This window comes from Desulfonatronum zhilinae (assembly GCF_900182865.1).
GTDB classification, from domain to species: Bacteria; Desulfobacterota; Desulfovibrionia; order Desulfovibrionales; family Desulfonatronaceae; genus Desulfonatronum; species Desulfonatronum lacustre.
On the sequence record NZ_FXUJ01000062.1, the window covers coordinates 1 to 4075 of the forward strand.

The 4075-nt window shown below is 55.2% G+C and carries 4 protein-coding genes and 3 pseudogenes; all 7 read left to right on the forward strand.

The window, feature by feature from the left end:
• Positions 1-571: 571 nt before the first annotated feature.
• Positions 572-1129 (forward strand): annotated as a pseudogene (locus AC559A_RS18750) (flagellin N-terminal helical domain-containing protein); the annotation flags it as partial.
• A 573-nt stretch (positions 1130-1702) separates the two neighbouring features.
• Positions 1703-2002 (forward strand): annotated as a pseudogene (locus AC559A_RS18755) (flagellin); the annotation flags it as partial.
• 146 nt (positions 2003-2148) lie between these two features.
• Positions 2149-2379 (forward strand): AbrB/MazE/SpoVT family DNA-binding domain-containing protein, encoded by a 231-nt coding sequence (locus tag AC559A_RS18760; protein WP_498819220.1) that lies wholly within the window; start codon positions 2149-2151, stop codon positions 2377-2379.
• Complete coding sequence (locus AC559A_RS18765) at positions 2369-2785, forward strand: PIN domain-containing protein (protein WP_498819221.1); 417 nt, start codon at positions 2369-2371, stop codon at positions 2783-2785. Before AC559A_RS18760 ends, AC559A_RS18765 begins: the two co-directional genes overlap by 11 nt.
• Before the next feature lie 329 nt (positions 2786-3114).
• Positions 3115-3288: pseudogene (locus AC559A_RS18770) on the forward strand (hypothetical protein); the annotation flags it as partial.
• An 82-nt stretch (positions 3289-3370) separates the two neighbouring features.
• Positions 3371-3724, forward strand: coding sequence for an ExeA family protein (locus tag AC559A_RS18775; RefSeq protein ID WP_498819222.1), 354 nt, complete (start codon positions 3371-3373; stop codon positions 3722-3724).
• Entirely contained in the window at positions 3721-3984 is a 264-nt protein-coding gene (locus AC559A_RS18780) for a hypothetical protein (protein WP_498819223.1), read from the forward strand. The genes AC559A_RS18775 and AC559A_RS18780 overlap by 4 nt, the downstream gene beginning before the upstream one ends.
• The last annotated feature ends 91 nt before the right edge of the window (positions 3985-4075 follow it).

A 4075-nucleotide genomic window follows, 5' to 3' on the forward strand; every position in this document is an offset into this window, starting at 1 on the left:
AAGACGCGGGAAGCCATGTCAAAGAGCAAATTACTGTCAAATTACTTTCTCAGGACACCTTTTTATCGCCTTTTCAGCTCAACTGCTCCGGTTCGCCCCCTTCAGCACACCTACCAGGGGCATCGCTGGGGGCTAGCCGCATAATTGCCGCTGACTTTTTGCAGGGACATCAGTATGGACTAAAGGACATTATATTGCGATTCTCGTTATATTGTCTGTATCTCGCCTTACTCCGACCGTTTTCTCTTTAGATTTTGAATTTTCCGCGTGGACGATTGGATTCAGCCGTAATGGCAACCCCCAGGTGGTTGCCATTTCAGGGCGTTTTCCCAAGATCGCGCATCAGGTAGGGTAGGCACGGTGGCCTCTACCCCTACGAAATGTGGGTCGCCGTGCGAAAAACGGACGAAATACGTCAAGGTGTCAACCTGTTCTGAACCATCCCTTTGTCCGATCGTTCCTCCAATACTCCAGCTTGATGACACCATGACAAACTCTTGATGGCTCGAAAGTTGCTTGCTGGTGCACATATCCGCAAGCAACGATCACTTTTTCCGCCATTGAGAACTTGATGTCCCTGACCATCAACCAGAACCTGATGGCTCAGAACGCCGCCAGGAATTTGACCCAGCACTACGGCGGGCTGAGCACGTCCGTGAACCGCCTGTCCTCCGGCCTGCGGATCAACAGCGCCGCGGACGATGCCGCCGGGCTGGCTATCCGCGAGTTGATGCGCGCGGAAGTTGCCTCCATGCGGCAAGGAATGAGAAATGCGAACGATGCGATTTCTATGATCCAGGTGGCTGATGGTGCGTTGCAGATTATTGACGAGAAACTGATCAGGATGAAAGAGCTGGCGACCCAAGCGGCCACGGGGACGTATAATGCCGAGCAGCGGTTGATCATCGATTCCGAATACCAGCAAATGGCTTCGGAAATACAACGAATTGCCGAGGCCACGAAGTTCAACGGGATCCCGTTGCTCAATGGCAACTTGTCCGGTTCGCATGATGGCAGTTCCTTGGAGCCACTTGGGGCATTGAAAATCCACTTTGGATCACGCAACGACCCGCAAGAAGATTTCTACTTTACGACCATCACCGGTGCGACGCTCTTGAATCTGGGACTGGCCGAGCCGGTTGGGGATGTTGCAGCAATTGACGCGATTTTCCCGGTCCAAGGGGAATGGGTTACAAGATTATCCGGAATCAGTCCGGTTGCGGTCATCCCTGCCGGTTCACGCAATGTCCAAATTCAACTCGACAGTTTTTCCCTGGATGACGACTTGCAGGTTTTTACCAGAAGCGGTCATCATTTGGCGGGAACAGGGCTGGCCGACGGGGTTTGGACGATCGGGGACAACAATGTCACCCTTGGCAATGTCAATACCGCGTTCATCATTCCCGACAGAGGTTTTCTTCCAAGCGCCGTGTACAACAACACGCATCTTATTGACGGACTGACCGTTCCTTATACGCCGGGCGTGGCAGGAAACACCAGCAATTCGTACAATCCAGCCATGAGCATTGGATACAGCGGAGACGGATTTACCGCGACTCCTCAAGACTACAATGAATATTTTTCAGTGGATCAAGCCGCCGAGGATCTTTTGATATTTTCTGTCGGCCAGGGAGCGTACCGGGCAAGGGCCAGCTGGGATTATCTTGCTCAACTCCAACAGTCCGGGCCGTTCACCCCTTTCTCCATTGAGACCCAGGAAAATGCCCAGATCATGTTGGACCGAATTGAAGGTGCAATCCTGCGCAAAGACACCATCCGTGCCGACCTCGGAGCCATGCAGAACCGGCTGGCCAACACCATTACCAATCTCTCCATCCAGGCCGAGAACCTGATGGCCGCTGAATCAAGAATATCCGACGCTGATGTCGCCCTGGAGATGACCGCCTTTGTCCGCAACCAGATTCTGACCCAAAGCGCGGTAGCCATGCTCGCCCAGGCCAACGCGCTGCCCAGGATGGCCTTGCAGGTGATTCAAGGGTAGGGGAGGGCTTTCTTTGACCCAAGCAGGGGCACCAATTTGCCTTCCGGTGAGGCGTGGGAAGCGGGTTGTGCTGATTGACCCTTCTGAAGAGCGAAGATATACATTTTCGGAGGTGTATATCTGGTTTTTGAAATGGGAGGAACTCTATGCAGGTAGCAAAATGGGGCAACAGCCTGGCGGTTCGTTTGCCTGCCTCGCTGGTCAAGGAAATGAGGCTGTCTGCGGGTGATGAGGTTGAAATCAGGGTTGATGACGACCGGACGTTTTACCTTAAGAGAATCGCGGCCAGGGAAGAGCTTCTGTCAAGGTTGAGAAAATTTCGGGGAATGTTGCCGGAAAGTTTTTCCTTTGACCGAGAGGAAGCCAATGTCCGATGAAAAGACATTCATGGATACGAATGTTCTGCTGTATCTTGTATCCAGTGATGGGGCAAAAGCTGATAAGGCGGAGTCGCTGCTTCGGTTGGATCCGGTGATCAGCGTTCAGGTGCTCAATGAAACCGTCAACGTGTTGCGACGGAAGATGCGGATGACGTGGCCCGACATAACCGAATTCCTGGATTTGGTTCGTTTTTTTTGTACCGTTGAGCCGTTGACGATTGCCACATTTGAGCGTGGGGTCCTCATCTCCCAGAAGTACATGCTGAATTTTTGCGACTCCATGATCGTCAGCACCGCACTTCTTTCAGGTTGCGACTTTCTCTATTCGGAGGATCTGCAGGATGGCCTGTTTGTTGAAAATGAACTTCGTATTCGCAACCCTTTTGAAAATCGCCTTTCTTGATTCAGCGGACCAAGCCCAAAGCTGGTGCTTGGGGTGAGCCGTCTCCATTCAGCGACCCATGATAGCGTGAGATATCCAAGGGTATAATTTCCGTCTGGCACTGGATGTGCATTTCAAGAGGAAACCGGCAGTGTTTGCCGTTGGTGGACCTCTCAAGAAACGCATATCCAGGCGGAACAGGCATGCTACAGGCACGACAAGCGACGGAATCCATACAGCCGGAACAGGCTGGTGACAGATTGCTGGCGTCCCTGGGCCTGGAATTCAACCCTTTTTCCATCGCCATCAACCAGGACAGCTACTACGAGACCGCAGCCACCCGCCGGATCATGGAGCTGATCGTTTACGGCGCGGAGACCCGCAAGGGGTTTTTGCTGCTCAGCGGCGAAGTGGGGGTGGGGAAATCCTCTCTGTTGCTGCGTCTGCTGGCCCGGCTCAAGTCCCGGGGCATGGTCTCGGCCATGGTGGTCAATTCCCTGCTGAACAAGCGGGAACTGCTGGAAAGCATCTGCGCGGACTTCGGCTTGAAGCAGCGGCCCGGCTTGACCACGTCGCATCTATTGATCGTCCTGCACACCTTTTTTCCTGCATCAATTCAAGAAGGGCCGCAATTGCGTGATCCTGGTGGACGAGGCCCATCATCTGGGCTTCGAGGCCCTGGAATCGCTGCGCATGCTGGCCAATCTGGAAACCGGCGGGGTGAAGCTGGTCCAGGTGGTGATCTGCGGTCAGCCGGAGTTGCGCGTGGAGTTGCAAACTCCCCGGCTGCGCCAGTTCGCCAGCCGGATCAGCATTGCCGCCGACCTGCCGGCGTTGACCAGGGCCGAGACGGGCGGCTATGTGGAATTCAAGCTGGCCCAGGCCGGTTCCAGATCCGGCCCTCGGGCCAGGCCCTGGATCTGCTCTGGCAAGCCTCCCTGGGCAATCCCCGAACCGTGAACCTGCTCATGGAGCGCTGTCTGTACGCCATGGTGTCCCGGGGCCGGGACGTGATCGACGAGCGGATCATGCGGGCCGCGATCCAGGACTTGGCGATCTGCCGTTCGGGGCCGACCAAACAAGCTGGTCCGGAAAAGAAACGTGCGCGGCGGACCGGTTTGGCAGGTATTCGGGGCTTGGGCACGATTCTGACGGCCGTGGCGGCCTTGCTGTTGGGGTGGTTCATCGGCCAGGGCGGGGCCTCGTCCCTGATGTTTTAAAGAATCCTGGCCCAGAGGACCAGGATTTAGGCCACCCCTGAAAGGGGTATGCACTGCCTTGCTCCCTGAGGAAGCAAGGAGTAGCCCGCAA